The organism is Lentibacillus halophilus, from assembly GCF_039522485.1.
Classification (GTDB): Bacteria; Bacillota; Bacilli; order Bacillales; family Amphibacillaceae; genus Lentibacillus; species Lentibacillus halophilus.
The window spans coordinates 341,088-358,670 of the sequence record NZ_BAAADM010000054.1; the positions used below are offsets into that span (position 1 = coordinate 341,088).

A 17,583-nucleotide genomic window follows, 5' to 3' on the forward strand; every position below is an offset into this window, starting at 1 on the left:
CATTTCCACCTGTCAGTCCGTTATTTCTGCAATGATATTCGTGGAAATAGAACGAATGATATCTCCACGACTGACAACACCTATGACTTGTTTGTGTTCATTGATGACCGGAATTTTTTTGAAATGGTATCCAGAAAAAATAGATATAACTTCTTCAATATCATCATCGGGATGAACCGTAAAAATATTTTTCTTCATGATATTTTTTGCACGATGTTCAATGCTGGATTTAAGTTTGTTTTTGAAATCTTCATGTTCGTTAACGATGACAAGCGAAAACATGTCATAAATGGTTCTTCCTTTTGGCTGTAAATGACGGATGATATCACCATCACTAATCATTCCTTTTAAGTGGTCTGTTTCATCAATAACTGGAAGCCCACCGATTTTATTATTCACAAGAATTTTCAATAGTTGTTCAATGGTTGTATCCTCGTGAACAAAAATTACATCAGTGATCATGATTTCGTTTATTTTCATTGTTTTTCACTCCAAAATTTCGGTTGGTTTGTCACGACTAATTCCAAACGGTCACATTATTATCCTACCACCAAGTAATAAATTTTAAAACAAAACTAGGTAAAATTGAGATTACATAACTTAATTATGGTAAACTCAATATAAAAAATGTATCCTCAACCATTATGGTACGGCTGAGGCATAGTTTGTCACACTGGATAAATACCATGTTTTCTTTCTGTGAATGTTACGTTTTTGGAATCGTATATCCGAAAGCGTTCAACCAATTCGTCCCGTAATTTGTCCGGATCCACGATAGCATCAATGACCATTTCTGAGGCTAATCGATAAATATCAATATTATCTTGGTATTCGTCTTGTTTTTCTTTAATAAAACTAGAACGTTCTTCTTCCGGCAATTCAGCTATTTTATTGGCATATACAGCATTCACTGCCGCTTCCGGCCCCATGACGGCAATTTGTGCAGTCGGTAGAGCTAAACAGGCATCAGGTTCGAAGGCAGGCCCTGCCATGGCATAGAGTCCGGCTCCATATGCTTTCCGGACAACAACCGATATTTTGGGAACGGTAGTCTCACTCATTGTTGCCAACATTTTTGCGCCATGGCGAATAATGCCTTCACGTTCCACTTTCGTCCCAATCATAAATCCTGGGATATCCATAAGAAATAGAAGTGGGATATTAAACGCATCACAAAGTTGAATGAACTTGGCGGCTTTATCGGCTGAATCCGGAAATAGAACACCGCCTTTCATGCGTGGCTGATTGGCAATAATGCCTATTGTTTTTCCATTCATTCTTGCCATACCAGTAATCAGTTCTGGCGCAAATGTCTTCTTAACTTCACAGAAACTGTCCGCGTCAATGATCCGTTTAATCAGATCGTGCATATTAAACGGGATGTTTTGATTGTCAGGAATAAGCTCTGTTAAAGATTTACCATAGTCTTTTGCTTCTTTAGGCTCAGATGCAGCCGGTTTATTTCTGAAATTGGCCGGAAAATAGTCCAAGTATCGTCGTGTATAGTCAATAGCTTCCTCTTCTGTTTTAACAAGGACATCACCAACACCGGAAACTGAACAGTGCATCTCAGCACCACCCATTTCCTCCAAGCTAGCCTCTTCTCCAATCACTTTTTCGGCCATTCTCGGGGATCCAAGATACATTGATGCATTTCCTTCGACCATGACAACGATATCACAGAAGGCCGGGATATACGCTCCTCCTGCAGCTGATGGTCCGAACAGCAGACACACTTGCGGGACCCGGCCAGACAATTGAATTTGATTGTGAAAAATACGCCCCGCACCACGGCGCCCGGGAAACATATCAACCTGATCCGTTATTCGTGCACCGGCGGAATCGACCAAATAAAGCATGGGGATCTCCAGTTTTTTGGCCGTTTCCTGAATACGTATGATTTTCTCCACAGTATGCTTCCCCCATGATCCGGCTTTAACCGTTGAATCATTGGCCATGACACATATATTTTGCCCGTTTATTTGTCCAACTCCAGTGATAACGCCATCAGCAGGCAATGAACCATCCATACAATTGGCGAAAAACGCATCTTCTATATTCATATCTGCATCGAACAAAAGCTCAAGTCGTTTACGGACAAACATTTTTCCTTTTTCTTCATTTTTTTGATGGTATTTGTCTCTACCGCCTTTTTTTATTTTTTCCGTTTGCTTTTTTAATTCGTTCTGGTCCGTCATCATATGCCCTCCCCAGCGTCACTTTCCTTTATAGACAGGTGCCCGTTTTTCTTTAAACGCTTGCAGTCCCTCTTTGCGATCCTCGGTCGGGATGGTTTCGTTATAACATAATCGTTCCACGTGTAGACCGGTGGAAATATCAGCCTGGATTCCTTTATCCACGGCAAATTTTGCCTGTTGTATGGCGAACGGCCCATTTTTAGCTATTTGTAAAGCCATCGTATAAGCGTCATCCAATAAGGCGTTCGACTCAGTAATCTCTTCAACCATTCCCAGTTGCCATGCTTCGTCAGCAAGCACTGGTTTGGCAGTGAATATTAACTTTTTAGCCTGACCTGTTCCGATCAGCCTGCTTAATCGTTGAGTACCGCCGGCACCAGGAATGATGGCGAGAGATGTTTCGGTCAGTCCCATTTTGGCATTATTGGCAGCCAGACGCATGTCACAACCAAGAGCCAGTTCAAGTCCTCCACCCAATGCAGCACCATTAATAGCTGCAATGACCGGCATGTTCATGTTTTCCACCGTTCTGACCGTTTCACCGATGGTATACGCAGCATCGACAACCTGTTTTTTTGTCATTTGCTTACGTTCTTTCAGGTCGGCTCCGGCACAAAACGCTTTTGACCCCGCTCCGGTTAGAATGGTCGTACGGATGTCGTCATTACTATCAATCTGTTTCATACAATCATTCAGCTCATCAAGAAGCGCCCCAGACAAAGCGTTCATTGCTTCCGGTCTGTTTAATGTCACCACCGCAATACGATCATCTGTTATGCTGCAGTCAACCAGTGACGTCACAAGTACCACCCTTTTATACTGAAGTTATAAAGACTGATTCCGAATAAACTGATGATTATTCTATGATTGCAATAATATCCCCTTCATTGACAAAATCACCTTCCGCTACCTTGAATTCCTTGACTGTACCATCTGATTCAGCAGGGATTGGAATTTCCATTTTCATAGATTCCATAATAACGATATCCTGGTCTTGTTCAATGGTGTCGCCCTCGCTGACAGAGAATTTCCATACACTTCCCGCTATTGATGCCTTGATTTCTGTCACGTATATGACCTCCTTGGTTATTCGTTTCAAATGTATTTCCGTATGTTTTAGCAACCCAATTGTCTGGCAATAACTAGACGCTGTATTTCCGACGTCCCTTCACCAATTTCAAGCAATTTGGCATCACGCAAATATCGTTCCACTTCATATTCCCGCATGTAGCCATACCCTCCATGGATTTGGACGGCCTGATTGGCTGTGCGGAAGGCGGTTTCTGTTGCATATAATTTGGCATATGCGGCTTCCATGGAAAAAGGTTTATCATTATCTTTCAACCAAGCAGCTTTATAAACCATATTGCGGGCAAGTTCGACTTCCATGGACATATCAGCCAGCTTGAATTGGATGGTCTGCAATTTTGAAATGGGGATACCGAACTGAGTTCGCTCCCGGGCATAACGAAGGGATTTATCGAGTGATGATTGCGCAATGCCCAATCCCAGTGCAGCAATGGAAATTCGTCCACCATCAAGGGTATGCAGAAATTGATTAAACCCTTTGTCAGGGTCACCGAGAAGATTGTCTTTTGGAACACGTACATTTTCCAGTACGATTTCCGCTGTATTGGAGCCTCGTACCCCCATCTTGTCGTAATTGTCTGTTATGGTCAGTCCTTCCGAATCAGCAGGGACGATTATGGCGGAAATGATATGTTTCCCTTTTTCATTCGTGCCGGTGATAGCGGTGACGATAATAGTTTCAGCATAGTTGGCGTTGGTAATGAAACATTTTTCGCCATTAATAACGACATCGTTGCCATCTTCAACCGCTGTTGTCGTGGTGCCTTGTGCATCTGATCCTGCATTCGGTTCCGTCAGACCAAACGCTCCAAGTGCTTTTCCTTCAGCCATAGGTCTCAAGTACGTTTCCTTCTGTTCTTTCGTTCCAAAGTAGTAAATGGGACTCGCCCCAAGAGACACCGTTGCAGCAAAACTGAGCCCCGTGCTCCCGCATACTTTCCCGATTTCCTCCACAGCGATGATATAGGACATGGTATCACCGCCAGAGCCACCGTATTCTTCTGGAAAAGGAATACCCAGAAGCCCAAGTTCCCCCATTTGCTTGAATGTGTCGTGCGGAAACGCAGCGTCTCTATCAATTTGCATCGCTCGTGGTTGAATAACGTCCTGCGCAAAATCCCGCACCATTTTTTGAATCATGGCTTGCTCTTTGGTCCATTCAAAGTCCATGTCAAACCTCCTGTGTTGACGTAAAAGACCGACTGGTTGATGTCAGTCATTGCGCAATAATTCCAAATAACAGTTGGTTTCAAACGATATTTTATGGCGGTTTATTGTGTCATTTAATGTCCTCCTTACTCCTTCTTCGTTAATCTAAATTTTATCACACTATTCTGGCAATAGAAAGCGTTTCCTTAAGTAATTAAACAATACAAACAGACAACCGCTAAAAAGCAGACTGTCTGTTTTGTTTCGTTCATTCCTTGAATGGTTTATCGTATGTGGCCTGTTTCCAAACGTCTGTTACTTCTCCTTGATTCTCACTGTCAATCACAAATGATCCGTTGCTGAGGCGATCACTGATGGAGAGTTTGCTTGGATATACACATTCTTTTTCGCCTTGGGAAGTCTGGAAGCATACGGTGTCATTTTCGGTGACGACGAATAATCCCCTCAGATGATGAGTCCTTGTTTTTAGTTCTCGCAGCATAAGCAAACCACGTCTGCCGCGTGTCGATTTTTCAAACGTTCGCAATGCCATTCGTTTACAAGCACCACGATGCGTAACGACGACGAGGGATAGATCGGTTCCATCATCGAATACTTGTCCGCTGACAATCCATTCGTTCTCCTTCAGTTGCATCGCTTTGACACCTGCTGCCCGCTGACCGACAATGGATATGTCTGACTCGTGATACCATAGACCATACCCTTTGTCAGAAGCGACGAACACATCTTTATTCCCATTCGTCCGGAATACATCGATAACCTCATCATCGCCTTTCAACTTTAGCGCAATCAAAGCTTTTGAACGACGCTGTGCCTTATACAGAGTCATCTCACTGCGTTTAATAAGACCGTTTTTTGTAACGAAAACAAGAAACTCATCATCGCTGAATTGTCGAACAGGTATGCATTGAATGATGCGTTCATCGTTATCAATCGTGACCAAATTGGAAATATGCTGACCAAGGTCTTTCCATCTGATATCGGGCATCTCATGTATAGGTAGATAAATATACTTTCCTTTGTTGGTGAATAAAAGAAGGTTATCAGTGGTGTTCAGCTCCAAAAGTCCGACGAGATGATCGTCATCTTTCATTGCAAAATCCTCACCGTTTGACGCCGTATAAGAACGGATGCTCGTTCGTTTCACATAACCATCAGAGGTTGCGGATACAACGACATCTTCATTGGCTACCGTCACGTCAATATCGAAAGTCAATTCTTCAATTTTGTCTTCGATTATGGTTTGCCGTTCTCCGGAAAAGGTTTTTTTCAACTGTCGCAAATCTTTTTTTATCGTTTGCAACAATTTTTTGTCACTTGCCAGAATAGCTTCCAGTTCATTAATTTTTTTCTTAAGATCAGCTGCTTCTTTTTCCAGTGATGTGACATCCGTATTGGTGAGCCGGTATAGCTGGAGCGTGACAATGGCTTCAGCCTGTGCCTCGGAAAAATCGTATTTAGCAATGATGCGTTTTTTAGCATCCTGTTTATCGTTGGATGCACGGATAACAGCAATCAGTTCATCCAAGACAGATACAGCTTTCATCAGCCCGTCAACAATATGTGCCCGGTCGTTGGCTTTGCGGAGATCATATGTGGTTTGTCTAGTCACGACATCTTTCTGATGGGCAATATAAGAATCCAGCATTTGCGGAAGCGACAGTAGTTTCGGCGTTTTATCCTCGATGGCAACCATATTAAAATTGTATGTCACTTGCAAATCAGTATTTTTATATAAGTAATTGAGCACGCCTTCTCCATCTGCTTCTTTTTTTAGTTCAATGACGATACGCAAACCGGTTCTATCTGTTTCGTCACGGACTTCCGCTATGCCCTCCACTTTTCGATCAATGCGCAGTTCGTCCATTTTTTTAACCATAGAAGCTTTGTTTACTTCATATGGCATTTCATCAATGACGATTTGCTGGCGATTGCCCTGGACAGATTCCACTGTCGCTTTTCCGCGCACGACAATTTTGCCTTTCCCTGTTTCATACGCCTTTTTAATGCCGTCTACTCCTTGAATGATCCCACCTGTCGGGAAATCCGGCCCTTGCATAATTTGCATTAAATCAGCAACGGATGCTTCCGGTTTGTCCATCTTTTTAATAACTGCATCGATCACTTCACCGAGATTGTGGGGCGGAATATCTGTCGCATATCCGGCAGATATTCCAGTTGATCCGCTGACCAAAAGATTTGGGAATTTAGAAGGAAGGACAACCGGCTCTGAAATCGTGTCATCAAAATTAGGGATAAAATCCACCGTTTCCTTATCAATATCACGCAGCATTTCGGAAGCTATCCGGGATAACTTCGCCTCGGTATAGCGCATCGCTGCGGGTGGGTCACCATCAATGCTTCCATTGTTTCCATGCATTTCAATCAGTTGATTCCTTACTTTCCATTCTTGGCTAAGACGAACCATAGCATCATAAACAGAACTGTCTCCATGCGGGTGGTAATTGCCGATAACGGTACCGACTGTTTTGGCGGATTTGCGAAAGTTTTTATCAGATGTGTTGTTCTCTTCATTCATTGCATACAGAATTCGTCGCTGCACAGGCTTCAATCCATCTCTTGCATCCGGCAGAGCCCGTTCCTGTATGATATATTTGCTATATCTGCTGAATCGATCACCAAGCACTTCTTCAAGCGGAAGATCCAAATAGTTTTCAGTTTGTGTCATACCAATCCCCCCTAGCCTTCTCATTTTTGAAATCATTAGACGATGTGTTAATGACTGATAACATAATAATTCGAAACCCACTCACGAGTGCAATTTATCGTTTTCCAATATATTGGCATCTTCTGTCATGCCGAATTCAACATTGCCTTCGATCCATTTTCTGCGTGGTTCCACTTTGTCACCCATAAGTGTGGTAACCCGTCGCTCCGCTCGTGCCAAATCATCAATCGTAACTCTGATTAATGTTCTTGACTCCGGACTCATCGTTGTTTCCCACAATTGGCTGGCATTCATTTCACCAAGTCCTTTATAACGCTGAATCGTATATCCGTTTTTCCATTTTTGAATAGCTGTTTTCATTTCATCATCATTCCATGCATAAACGGATTGTTCTTTCTTGCCTTTGCCTTTTGTTATTTTGTAAAGCGGAGGAAGCGCTATATAAACCATACCAGCTTCTACCAATGGACGCATATATCGATAAAAAAATGTTAAAAGCAGGACTTGGATATGGGCACCATCTGTGTCTGCGTCAGTCATGATCACGATTTTATCATATTGAACATCATTCAGATTGAAATCACCACCGACACCTGCACCAATGGTATGAACGATCGTGGAAATTTCTTCGTTCTTAAATATATCTTCCAATTTTGCTTTTTCGGTATTAATGACTTTGCCGCGCAAAGGGAGTATGGCTTGAAATTTGCGGTCGCGTCCTTGCTTAGCAGAACCGCCTGCTGAGTCCCCTTCGACTAGATACAATTCATTTTTCTTTGGATTTTTGGACTGTGCAGGTGTCAGTTTTCCACTTAAAAGAGTATCTTTCCGTTTTTTCTGTTTACCGGACCTTGACTCTTCCCGGGCTTTTCTGGCTGCTTCCCGTGCCTCTTTAGCTTTCATAGCTTTTTTGATAAGCGTACTTGCAGTATCCGGGTTTTCCTCCAAAAAATAAGCAAGTTTCTCTGAGACGACAGCATCAACGACAGAACGTGCTTCCGGTGTTCCGAGCTTATCTTTCGTCTGCCCTTCAAACTGTAGCATTTCCTCTGGGATGCGGACCGATACGATAGCAGTCATCCCTTCTCGTATATCCGATCCTTCCAGATTCTTATCCTTTTCTTTTAAGTACGCATTTCTTCTTGCATAGTCATTAAATACTCGTGTTATCGCTGTTCGCGCACCTGACTCATGGGTACCGCCGTCTCTTGTCCGGACATGGTTGACAAACGAGAGCATATGTTCAGCAAAGCCATCATTAAATTGAAATGCGAAATCTGTTTCAATGCTTTGCTGCTCCCCTTCAAAAGAAACAACTGGGTGAAGTGTATCCTTCTCCTCATTCAAGTACCCGACAAAAGATTCGAGCCCCGCTGGGAATTGATAGACTTCTTTCTGTTGCTGGCGTTCATCAACCAGTTTAATTTTCAGTCCTTTAAGAAGGAAGGCAGCTTCTCTTAACCGTTCCGATAATGTATCAAATTTAAAGACAATATTCGAAAAAATGGCAGAATCAGGTTTAAAGTGAATAACAGTCCCTTTTTTTGTCGTTGTTTCCAACTCTTGCAACTTTGTTTCCGGTCTTCCACCATTGCTGAACCGCTGTTTGTATGTCATACCATTCCGGTAAATCGTTACTTCCATCCATTCCGACAGGGCATTTACAACGGAAGCTCCCACTCCATGTAATCCTCCGCTCGTTTGGTAACCGCTTTGGCCGAATTTGCCCCCGGCATGAAGCATGGTGAAAATGACTTCTGTTGTCAGCCTTCCGGTACTGTGCGTTCCGGTCGGAATACCTCTTCCGTTATCTGTTACGGAAATGCTGTTATCCTTATGTACCGTCACTTTAATGACATCTCCGAATCCAGCTAATGCCTCATCAACGGCATTGTCCACCAATTCAAATACGAGATGGTGAAGTCCGCGGTGATCTGTGCTTCCAATATACATACCAGGTCTTTTCCGGACAGCATCCAGTCCCTCTAGAACCTGGATTGATTCATCGTTATAGTGCAATGATTCCTTAGTCATCCAGATGTATGCTCCTCTCTTTCATCATGAATGATCAATCTTTTGGTTATTATTTCAATAATAGAACAAATGTTTGTGATTGTAAACATGTTTCCCAACAGTGATTCTATATTATCGCAAAACATACCCATTCGTACACTATTAAGCAAATATAATTGTTTCCTTTATATTCTCGTGACCTCCATAAAAAATCGCCAGTCCCAAGGGGGTTCTGTTTCTTCAAACATTAAGCTCTGTTTAATATCCGTTCCGTACGGGGGGCAATCTTTATAAATTTAATCATATGTTTATTCCGTTTACACGCAATCCATGTCATGATGAAACAATTCTTCAGGCAGGATTATAGAAAACAATTCATACTGTAACAATGAATAAAGGTTCTTAGAATCGTCACTTCATGGTAAAATGTAAAAAAATCAACATTATAAATAATAGCGGAAAGAAGGAAGTCTTATGGAATTTATATTATTTGCTGTTCTAGCCTATTTATTTGGCTCAATCCCATCAGGGGTAATCATTGGGAAAGTCGGTTACCATATCGACATCCGTCAACATGGAAGCGGTAATCTCGGGGCGACGAATACATTCCGAGTTCTGGGTACGACAGCCGGCATTATAGTTACACTAATGGATATACTGAAAGGAACCGTTGCCACAGTTTTACCGCTTTTTTTTGATGCAGAGGTGTATCGTCTTGCCATAGGTTTATTTGCCGTTATCGGGCATACGTATCCATTGTTCGTTAAATTCAAAGGCGGCAAAGCAGTTGCCACATCGGGCGGTATTATTTTAGGAATTAACCCCATTTTGTTTGCTTTCATGATTGTATCCTTTATTAGCGTCCTATATGTATCCAAGTATGTTTCTCTGTCCTCCATGATCACCGGAATCGTTGCCATTATTGTTTCCGCTCTTTTCGGAGATATTGGACTGGTTATCGTTACAGCAGCTCTAACCATCTTTGTGCTTTACCGTCACCGTGAAAACATTAAGCGGATTAAAAATAAAACGGAACCCAAAATTACGTGGATGTAAGCGTGTGAAGCAAGCCAATCGTTTTATATTTATGTTAACATTTTGTATACTATATTATAAATGCAGGAATGCAATAAGAAAGGATTAATGATGCACTATATCATGATTGGGCTTATAACATTTTACCGAAAAGCAATCAGTCCCTTTAAGCCGCCCTCATGCCGATTTTTTCCGACGTGCTCGGAATATGGGATAGAAGCATTTAAACGATTCGGTTTCTTTAAAGGGGGGTACTTGACCATCAAGCGAATCAGCAAATGCCATCCTTTTCATTCCGGCGGCGTTGACACAGTACCTGACAAACAAGAAAAAAAGCAGCATACGTCATGGAGTTAAATGGGGGTGGATAAACGCGGATAAGCATATAGCACGGAGGAAGCCCCCTGACTCCATCTGTGTCAAATACAGGGTGAACATGCAGAGGGCGCTTAAATAATGGCTTCAGATTACAGTTCAAATCGTTTAATCTGATCCCATTTCCCTTCCTGCTCCAGGACACGTCTCTGTATCTCGCCAAACAGATCAAAATGAGGATATCGTTCGTCCCGGTGAATCCATGCAGGGTTTAATCGATACTTCCTCCCCCAAGCCATGAGTTTTTCTAAATCACGGCACCCTGCTTTCGTCACCGTATCACAGTCCGGAAACCGTTCATCAATCCAATAATGCGTCAAAAAAGCAATCCGGCCATTTTCCACTTCCTGCTGCCATTCTTTTAACTCCATTCGATTGACGCCGAACGCCATTACTCATCCTGGTCCAATTGCTCTAAATATGCTCTATGCCAAGCCGGAAATGCCTTTCGAAGGGATAAGGGGCGAAATGTTTCCTTATCCACAATCACATGTTTCGTCGTTCCGCTAACGGCCATTTCACCGTTTTCTTTTTTGATGGTATAAGCATAAACGGTCCGGATTCCATCATATGTATCAAGCCACGTTTCCACAGTCGCTTTTTCCCCATATTGTACGGGTTTACGGAAATGAACCTGCGCGTCAACAACTGGTGACACGACATTTTTCGTTTCCATGTCGGCATAAGACAGACCCAGGCTTTCTATATATTTCGTGCGGCCGATTTCAAACCAAATCAAATAATTAGCGTGATAAACAACCCCCATTTGATCGGTTTCCTGATATCGTACTTCGATCGGTGTACTTGTTTTATGCACTATGTTGCTCCCCCTTTCGCCTTATACACTCAAGTTTAACACATGTTGCATCGAAAATAATGAAAATGTGCTTTCAATAGAAGTGAAGATGGAAAATGGCCTCAAACCATCCCATCATGGTTTGAGGCTGTGTACGCGTTATTTTCTGGCTTCGTCTTTAATTTCTTGACGCATTCCTTCAAGAGATTCTTCCCGACGTTTATTTTTAGCTTTTATTTTTTCTTTTTGATTATCGGAACTGTACTGCATTGTTTCATGAGATTCTTCAATATTTTCAATGGTATCTTGTACCATATCTTGTAATTTTTCTACATTATCACTGCGGTCATCTGGTTTTGGCTCGTATTTATCCATCATCATTCGTCTCCCTTGCAAAAAATCACCCTGAAAGGTGGTCAGAACTCATTTTTTGCTGAGAATAAAAAATTATACATGATAAAACCCCATGAAAAGAGCCTGTTATTTTGAAGGAGTTTAAAAGTCAAGCTTCTTTATCTTCTTTCTGCGACGGCCGCATTTTTGTCTCCATGTTTTTTTCAATTTGTTCCATGAGTTGTTCATTCTGTAAAATTTGTTCACGATTTTCTTGCACAAGTTCCTCGAAGGAAACATTTTTCTTTAATGAAATGGCAATCACCTCTTTTTAAACCCATTATTGCCATTTCTTTGAAAATTTATAACAACGAAAAATAAAAAAGGTCAGCACATGCTGAAACGAATGTACTGACCTTTTCTTGATTTATTCAACTGGCTGTCAGTGGGTGCTAAAAAACGCCCACTGACTTAAGTTTCATTTTTATGATTCAAGTTTTTGTCGTAAGACCATTTGTAATATGCCACCATGGCGATAATAGTCAACTTCCACATCACTGTCAAAACGTGCAACAGCATTAAATTCGGTTTTACTTCCGTCTTCATCAACAGCTGTGACATTTACACGATCATGTGGTTTAACCTGTTCATTAACATCTACATGATACGTCTCCTTACCGGATAAACCAAGATTATCCGCACTGTCACCCTGTTCAAACTGCAAAGGCAATACACCCATCATAACCAAATTGGAACGATGAATTCTTTCAAAACTCTCTGCAATAACCGTTTTAATACCAAGCAAATCTGTTCCTTTGGCAGCCCAGTCACGGGATGATCCCATTCCGTAATCTTTGCCGGCTATAACAAGTAAATCAGTATTATCTTCTTGATACTTCATAGCTGCATCATAAAATGGCATGACCTCATCCGTTGGCCAATACGTTGTAAAGCCGCCCTCTTTCCCTTGGGCCAGCAAGTTACGAATACGGATGTTCGCAAATGTTCCGCGCATCATTACTTCATGGTTACCGCGGCGCGATCCATAAGAGTTAAAGTTTCTTGGTGAAACCCCTTTATCCTGCAGATAACGTCCGGCTGGCATATCTTTAGGAATGGCACCAGCTGGTGATATATGGTCGGTCGTTACTGAATCTCCAAATTTGCCGATAACTCGGAGATTGTTCAGTGGTTCCACAGTGCCGGCTTTTCTGGATAACCCTTCAAAGAACGGTGGGTTTTGAATATAAGTTGACTCACTGTCCCAATCGAATAATGGTTCATCGGTTGTTTGGATTTCATTCCATTTTTCATTGGAATTAAATACACTCTCATATTCTTTACGGAAGATTTCTGGTTTCACAACGCTTTGAACCGTTGATTTGATTTCATCGATGGACGGCCAAATATCCATTAAGTAAATCGGTTTCCCGTTGGAATCCGTTCCCAGCGCATCTTGTGTAAGATCGATATCCACCGTTCCGGCAAGTGCATATGCTACAACTAAAGGCGGTGAAGCCAAATAGTTTGCTTTCACAAGTGGATGAATACGGCCTTCAAAGTTACGGTTCCCCGAAAGCACGGAGGAAACAGTTAAATCTTTCTCGGATATGGCCTCTTCAATCTCCGGACGAAGAGGTCCCGAGTTGCCGATACATGTCGTACATCCATAACCTACAAGGTTGAAACCAAGATAATTCAAATAATCCTGCAGACCCGAGTCATCCAAGTAACGGGTCACGACCTTTGATCCAGGTGCCAATGATGTTTTCACATATTCAGGTACTTTCAAGCCTGCTTCTACTGCTTTTTTCGCGACTAATCCCGCTCCAAGCATAACGTAAGGGTTGGATGTATTTGTACACGATGTGATCGCAGCAATGGCTAATGCCCCGGTTGTCATGGTTGAGGTTTCCCCATTCGGATGATTGACAGTTACTTCTTTATCAAATTCCGATTCATCCAGTCCAAATCCCTGGTTGCCGGATGGTGCCGTTACGGCCTTGTTGAATTCTTCTTTCATATTGGATAAAGAAATTAAGTCCTGTGGGCGTTTCGGTCCGGACAGATTTGGTTCCAGTTCAGACAAATTAATTTCCACAACTTCTGTATATTCCGGATCTTCCTGATCAGAAGAATACCAGAGGCTGTTTTCTTTGCAGTATTTTTCTACCAGTTCAATTTGCTGTTCACTGCGCCCAGTCAAACGGAGATAATTCAAGGACTCGTCATCAACTGGGAAGAAGCCGCACGTTGCCCCGTATTCAGGCGCCATATTGGAGATGGTTGCTCGATCAGCAAGCGGCATATATTTCAATCCGGGTCCGAAATATTCGACAAATTTCCCAACCACATTTTTCTCACGCAGAACCTGGGTTACTTTCAAGGCCAAGTCCGTGGCTGTCGTTCCTTGCGGGAAGCTCCCGGTGAATTTAACACCAATAACTTCCGGTTCTGGGAAGTACGATGGTTGCCCGAGCATGCCTGCTTCTGCTTCAATTCCTCCGACACCCCATCCAAGAACGCCTAAGCCATTGATCATTGTCGTGTGTGAATCCGTACCGACCAACGTATCCGGAAAAGCGTCATACGTACCATCTTTATTTTCTTTGCCGTGAACAACATTTGCAATGTATTCCAGATTTACCTGGTGAACAATACCTGTTGCGGGTGGAACCGCGCGGTAATTATCAAATGCTTTTTGTGCCCAATGAAGGAATTCATAACGTTCCATGTTGCGTTCAAATTCCAATTCCATATTGGCCTGCAGGGCATTCGGCGTACCGTACTGATCGACCTGTACCGAGTGGTCTATAACAAGATCAACCGGTACCTCTGGATTAATTTTATCCGGTTCGCCATTCTGATCCACCATTGCTTTGCGCATAGATGCCAAATCAACAACAGCCGGAACGCCGGTAAAGTCCTGAAGAATAACCCTGGAAGGCTTAAAAGGAACATCCACCGTGGCGGCATTCTCTTTCCCCCATTTTGCCAGTCCTTCTATGTGTTCATCTTTAATCACATGACCATCTTGCTGACGCATGAGTGACTCCAGAAGGACACGAATCGAAAAAGGCAGACGGGAAATATTCCCCAAGTTGGCATCTTCAAGTGCTTGTAATTGATAAAAGTTGTACGTTTTTCCATTCAGATCAAACTGCTTCTTCGTATCAATGGACATATCACTTAACTCCTCTCTCATCACCTTTTTTTACAAACAGCATAACCATTTGTACAAAAAGAATCCTACTATATTATCATATACGAAATAAGGCTATAAAACAATCATTTGGCGGCTTCTTTCCTATATTAAAAATTTATAGATTATGATAAGTTCTGGTTATATGTTCATCGGCCAGCTTAAAGCATTTATTATACCGTGTTATGTTTCTGACCACGGAAGCGTCATTCGAAATGTACTTCCCCATTTTTTATTGTGCATGATGGTTAGGTCTCCGTTATGACGATTCAAAATTTGTTTTGTAATCATAATGCCCAATCCAGTGCCGGATGGCTTAGTTGTAAAAAAAGGTTCACCCAATCTATGTATAATATCATCCGGTACTCCAGGCCCTTCATCTATTATATCGATCACAACCATTTGATCCACGACATAATAATGAATGGTTATAGTGCCTGGATCATCCATCGCCTCAATTGCATTTTTTAATATATTGATCAGCACCTGTTTTATTTGGGAGCGATCACAATTGACATCCAGCCTGTCACTTCCTTCCTGGGATATGGAGATGTTTTTCAGGCTGGCTTGCTGCTGAAGGAGCGTCATGACATCGTTTATTAACTCCGGCAAGTTTTCCCATTCTTTGCTATTGGTCATTGGCTTGGAAATAAACAGCAATTCGGATGTGATAGATTCCATCTTCTCTATTTCATCGATCATAATTTTATAATATTCTTCTTTATGATTAACCCCGGCTTGCAGCAGTTGTAAAAACCCTTTCAACGATGTCATGGGGTTTCGTATTTCGTGTGCTATTCCTGCTGCAAGCTGGCCCGCAATAGACATTTTTTCAGAACGAATCATCACCTCCTCAGCTTCCTTTTTATCAGTTATGTCTTTGGTGGATACAGCAAAATAACGTTCATTATTTTCACAGACAAATTGTGCAACGATATTTTCAGTGTGCACATCGTTTCCTTTTATGTCTTGAATGGTTGCATAAAATGTTTGTGTACGACTAGGAGATGAATAAAGCATCTGTTTTATGTGTTCTGTGTTTTTAGATGAAATTTTTTTGAACCATTTTGATCCTAGTACTTCCTCTGTCGAATATCCCAAAAAATGCTCAATAGAACTGGATACATAAATAATAGTACCACTTTCATCACATACGGTAACAAAGCCATGCAGATTCTGTTCAAACCATGTGAGTATGGAGGAAGGTAACGACGTGAAATGTCGAAATTTGCGATGCTCAGGTAGACGATCCTGTTGTGGTGTCAGATTATCATCTTCGGTTTGCTGTTTATTATAGTTATCCTTCATGCCCTTCCCTCCCTATTGCGACATTGTATTTAATGTTGTATTGTCGTTTTATGTATGAAACCGACAAAGTTATGTCACTTGTATGTATCGTAACAACCTAATATAATGATATGTAACAATTATTTCGATTAGCACGTATAGATCTATTGTCATTATAGATGATAAAAAATAAGAATTAAAGGAAAAATATAGAATCATTGTTGGGAACGAAACAGGTGATAATATGTCAATAGTGGTCGATATGTTAATTATTTTGTGGGGATTTCTGCTACTGGGGCTTATGGGAGTCGGTGGGTTTTTCATGTTCCGGAAATTTTTGAAAAAATGGCCAAAGGAAGATGGCACTTCAGCGATGGACTGGGAAGAATATTATATCGAAGAGACGAAACACATGTGGCATAACCAAGAAAAAGAACTTCTGGAAGATTTGGTTTCCCCTGTTCCTGAATTATTCCGAGATGTCGCCAAACAGAAAATAGCTGGTAAAATTGGTGAAGTTGCTCTACGAAAAAAACGAGACGTCGTTACACAGGATATTCTTATAGAGGGATATATTCTGGCAACACCAAAACGCGATCAAAAGTTTTTGCGGAAAAAGTTGAATCAGCGCAAAATTGATATGACACCGTATGAACATTTATTTGAACCTGAATAGCAGACGCTACTTGGGTTATATTGATCGTGCGCTTTAATTAAAACGCACGATCAGCCACTGGCATATTCCATTTTCTTCTCCAATTTTTTAAATTTATACAGCATGGCGAGTCGCCATGACACAATCATACCGAAAGCTAGAAGAAAAAACATCCCACTCGTTTCACCTAAGGCAATGTTCGCACCTATGACCAGCTTCATAATAATTCGAGCTAACAATAATGCAAACAGTATAAATACAAATGATTTCGAAGGTATCAGATAAATAGCATCCCCTCGAATGTGAAACTTGGACGTTTTAATCAGAAATATAGAAAAAACCACTCCTACAAGTACAGCTTCAAGTACTTGCATCCAGCTTACACGAAATACAGGAAATAAAAACATAAATGCACCTGTGCTCATAAACAACGGTGGTAATATAATTTTTTTAGTAGATGCAGGTTTTTTGGATGCTTTTAAACGAACGAAAATCATTGTTACAGCCATAAAAGCTGCAACAATGGAACTGGTTACCAGCCAAAACATTTCCAATCACTCGTTCCTTCCCATTTATAGAAGTTCATTACAGACTTGTCGTGCTAATGATCGTTTGCAATCGATAAGATAATGGAAATAGTGACTCCCAAAACGGTAAAATAAACACCAATGTCGAATAGCATAGCTGTTGCAAGCTCAAGCTCACCCAAAACAGGAAAATGAAAATAACCATAGGTATGTG

18 protein-coding genes are annotated in these 17,583 nt (G+C 41.6%); 3 read left to right on the plus strand and 15 right to left on the minus strand.

Annotation, left to right across the window (positions count from 1 at the left end; all coding sequences use genetic code 11):
- Positions 1-12: 12 nt before the first annotated feature.
- The 7 genes from ABDZ72_RS11510 to parE all read right to left on the minus strand — a co-directional run bounded on the left by ABDZ72_RS11510 (position 13) and on the right by parE (position 9,180).
- Positions 13-480: a CBS domain-containing protein gene (locus ABDZ72_RS11510; protein WP_343753206.1), complete on the minus strand. Its 468-nt coding sequence runs from the start codon at positions 478-480 to the stop codon at positions 13-15.
- Positions 481-668: 188 nt separating this feature from the next.
- Positions 669-2,198 (minus strand): acyl-CoA carboxylase subunit beta, encoded by a 1,530-nt coding sequence (locus ABDZ72_RS11515; protein WP_343753208.1) that lies wholly within the window; start codon positions 2,196-2,198, stop codon positions 669-671.
- 18 nt (positions 2,199-2,216) lie between these two features.
- Entirely contained in the window at positions 2,217-2,999 is a 783-nt protein-coding gene (locus ABDZ72_RS11520; protein WP_343753210.1) for an enoyl-CoA hydratase, read from the minus strand.
- A 55-nt stretch (positions 3,000-3,054) separates the two neighbouring features.
- Positions 3,055-3,267: an acetyl-CoA carboxylase biotin carboxyl carrier protein subunit gene (locus tag ABDZ72_RS11525; protein ID WP_343753212.1), complete on the minus strand. Its 213-nt coding sequence runs from the start codon at positions 3,265-3,267 to the stop codon at positions 3,055-3,057.
- A gap of 47 nt (positions 3,268-3,314) precedes the next feature.
- A complete protein-coding gene (locus ABDZ72_RS11530; protein WP_343753214.1) occupies positions 3,315-4,457 on the minus strand; it encodes an acyl-CoA dehydrogenase family protein in 1,143 nt (380 codons plus the stop codon).
- Between the two features lie 247 nt (positions 4,458-4,704).
- Entirely contained in the window at positions 4,705-7,146 is a 2,442-nt protein-coding gene (gene parC / locus ABDZ72_RS11535) for a DNA topoisomerase IV subunit A (RefSeq protein WP_343753216.1), read from the minus strand.
- A gap of 81 nt (positions 7,147-7,227) precedes the next feature.
- Positions 7,228-9,180 (minus strand): DNA topoisomerase IV subunit B, encoded by a 1,953-nt coding sequence (gene parE / locus ABDZ72_RS11540; RefSeq protein WP_343753218.1) that lies wholly within the window; start codon positions 9,178-9,180, stop codon positions 7,228-7,230.
- A 453-nt stretch (positions 9,181-9,633) separates the two neighbouring features.
- Here parE and plsY point away from each other — a divergent pair, with 453 nt between their 5' ends.
- Together plsY and yidD are read left to right on the plus strand one after the other, a co-directional pair.
- Positions 9,634-10,215 (plus strand): glycerol-3-phosphate 1-O-acyltransferase PlsY, encoded by a 582-nt coding sequence (plsY, locus tag ABDZ72_RS11545; protein WP_343753220.1) that lies wholly within the window; start codon positions 9,634-9,636, stop codon positions 10,213-10,215.
- Between the two features lie 90 nt (positions 10,216-10,305).
- Positions 10,306-10,551: a membrane protein insertion efficiency factor YidD gene (gene yidD / locus ABDZ72_RS11550; protein ID WP_343753745.1), complete on the plus strand. Its 246-nt coding sequence runs from the start codon at positions 10,306-10,308 to the stop codon at positions 10,549-10,551.
- Between the two features lie 110 nt (positions 10,552-10,661).
- On the opposite strand, the gene ABDZ72_RS11555 is transcribed toward yidD, so the two are convergent.
- The 6 genes from ABDZ72_RS11555 to ABDZ72_RS11580 form a co-directional block, all read right to left on the minus strand.
- On the minus strand, positions 10,662-10,961 hold the full coding sequence (locus tag ABDZ72_RS11555; RefSeq protein WP_343753222.1) for a hypothetical protein: 300 nt from the start codon (positions 10,959-10,961) through the stop codon (positions 10,662-10,664).
- Positions 10,961-11,386 carry an acyl-CoA thioesterase gene (locus ABDZ72_RS11560; protein WP_343753224.1) on the minus strand — a complete coding sequence of 142 codons (426 nt, stop codon included), beginning with the start codon at positions 11,384-11,386 and terminating at the stop codon, positions 10,961-10,963. The genes ABDZ72_RS11555 and ABDZ72_RS11560 overlap by 1 nt, the downstream gene beginning before the upstream one ends.
- 138 nt (positions 11,387-11,524) lie before the next feature.
- Entirely contained in the window at positions 11,525-11,740 is a 216-nt protein-coding gene (gene tlp / locus ABDZ72_RS11565) for a small acid-soluble spore protein Tlp (RefSeq protein ID WP_425542384.1), read from the minus strand.
- Positions 11,741-11,867: 127 nt separating this feature from the next.
- Positions 11,868-12,023, minus strand: a complete 156-nt coding sequence (locus ABDZ72_RS11570) for an FbpB family small basic protein (RefSeq protein ID WP_343753228.1) — start codon at positions 12,021-12,023, stop codon at positions 11,868-11,870.
- A gap of 159 nt (positions 12,024-12,182) precedes the next feature.
- Complete coding sequence (acnA, locus tag ABDZ72_RS11575) at positions 12,183-14,882, minus strand: aconitate hydratase AcnA (protein ID WP_343753230.1); 2,700 nt, start codon at positions 14,880-14,882, stop codon at positions 12,183-12,185.
- Between the two features lie 201 nt (positions 14,883-15,083).
- Positions 15,084-16,208, minus strand: coding sequence for an ATP-binding protein (locus ABDZ72_RS11580; RefSeq protein WP_343753232.1), 1,125 nt, complete (start codon positions 16,206-16,208; stop codon positions 15,084-15,086).
- 223 nt (positions 16,209-16,431) lie between these two features.
- Here ABDZ72_RS11580 and ABDZ72_RS11585 point away from each other — a divergent pair, with 223 nt between their 5' ends.
- The gene (locus ABDZ72_RS11585) at positions 16,432-16,863 is read left to right on the plus strand and encodes a DUF2621 family protein (RefSeq protein WP_343753235.1); all 432 of its coding nucleotides are present in this window, start codon (positions 16,432-16,434) and stop codon (positions 16,861-16,863) included.
- Positions 16,864-16,913: 50 nt separating this feature from the next.
- On the opposite strand, the gene ABDZ72_RS11590 is transcribed toward ABDZ72_RS11585, so the two are convergent.
- Positions 16,914-17,390 (minus strand): CcdC family protein, encoded by a 477-nt coding sequence (locus ABDZ72_RS11590; RefSeq protein ID WP_343753747.1) that lies wholly within the window; start codon positions 17,388-17,390, stop codon positions 16,914-16,916.
- Between the two features lie 53 nt (positions 17,391-17,443).
- Positions 17,444-17,583: MnhB domain-containing protein (locus tag ABDZ72_RS11595; RefSeq protein WP_343753749.1), on the minus strand; the 140-nt coding region annotated here is incomplete at its 5' end.

Bases quoted from the DNA above. Each gene is read 5' to 3' on its own strand.
- plsY (WP_343753220.1), top strand. From the start codon at position 9,634: ATGGAATTTATATTATTTGCTGTTCTAGCCTATTTATTTGGCTCAATC.
- ABDZ72_RS11590 (WP_343753747.1), bottom strand. From the start codon at position 17,390: ATGTTTTGGCTGGTAACCAGTTCCATTGTTGCAGCTTTTATGGCTGTA.
- ABDZ72_RS11510 (WP_343753206.1), bottom strand. From the start codon at position 480: ATGAAAATAAACGAAATCATGATCACTGATGTAATTTTTGTTCACGAG.
- ABDZ72_RS11515 (WP_343753208.1), bottom strand. From the start codon at position 2,198: ATGACGGACCAGAACGAATTAAAAAAGCAAACGGAAAAAATAAAAAAA.
- parC (WP_343753216.1), bottom strand. From the start codon at position 7,146: ATGACACAAACTGAAAACTATTTGGATCTTCCGCTTGAAGAAGTGCTT.
- parE (WP_343753218.1), bottom strand. From the start codon at position 9,180: ATGACTAAGGAATCATTGCACTATAACGATGAATCAATCCAGGTTCTA.
- tlp (WP_425542384.1), bottom strand. From the start codon at position 11,740: ATGGATAAATACGAGCCAAAACCAGATGACCGCAGTGATAATGTAGAA.
- ABDZ72_RS11580 (WP_343753232.1), bottom strand. From the start codon at position 16,208: ATGAAGGATAACTATAATAAACAGCAAACCGAAGATGATAATCTGACA.
- ABDZ72_RS11555 (WP_343753222.1), bottom strand. From the start codon at position 10,961: ATGGCGTTCGGCGTCAATCGAATGGAGTTAAAAGAATGGCAGCAGGAA.
- ABDZ72_RS11585 (WP_343753235.1), top strand. From the start codon at position 16,432: ATGTCAATAGTGGTCGATATGTTAATTATTTTGTGGGGATTTCTGCTA.
- yidD (WP_343753745.1), top strand. From the start codon at position 10,306: ATGCACTATATCATGATTGGGCTTATAACATTTTACCGAAAAGCAATC.
- ABDZ72_RS11530 (WP_343753214.1), bottom strand. From the start codon at position 4,457: ATGGACTTTGAATGGACCAAAGAGCAAGCCATGATTCAAAAAATGGTG.
- acnA (WP_343753230.1), bottom strand. From the start codon at position 14,882: ATGTCCATTGATACGAAGAAGCAGTTTGATCTGAATGGAAAAACGTAC.